Source organism: Lysinibacillus sp. OL1 (assembly GCF_004332175.1).
Lineage (GTDB): Bacteria > Bacillota > Bacilli > Bacillales_A > Planococcaceae > Lysinibacillus > Lysinibacillus capsici.
The window spans coordinates 1-347 of sequence record NZ_SJDS01000058.1 but is presented as its reverse complement, the minus strand read 5'-3'; the positions used below and the strand labels follow the sequence as shown (position 1 = coordinate 347).

The window sequence follows — 347 nt, the reverse complement described above, 5'->3', positions numbered from 1 at the left end:
GATGGCTTCGAGAGATCACCAAACAATTCGGCCGCGAGGTACGCCCACCCGTGACGACACTGCGGCACACCGTTCATGCCGCCGAAATCGCTTCACGGCAACTCTCGCTGCGCACGAACGGCGATCACCCCGAACTACTCGACCACGGTGACATGAGCGCTGTCGTCGAGGGTTTCCGCACCAGCGCCGATCGAGAGGGCAAGCCCCATTCCTTCACCCATCGACGATCATTGCTCGGGTGGTGGCGCCGACTTCTCGAGTTCTCACGCCGCACGGGCGCAATGGATGACATCCCCGGCTCCTTCGCACTCGATCTGCGTTCGCACACAATTGCCCAGGTCGAGACC

General features: G+C 62.2%; 1 protein-coding gene. It reads left to right on the top strand.

Going from position 1 to position 347, the window contains the following annotated elements; genetic code table 11:
* The coding region (locus tag EW028_RS25480; RefSeq protein ID WP_227745027.1) for a hypothetical protein at positions 1–347 on the top strand (347 nt) is incomplete at both ends.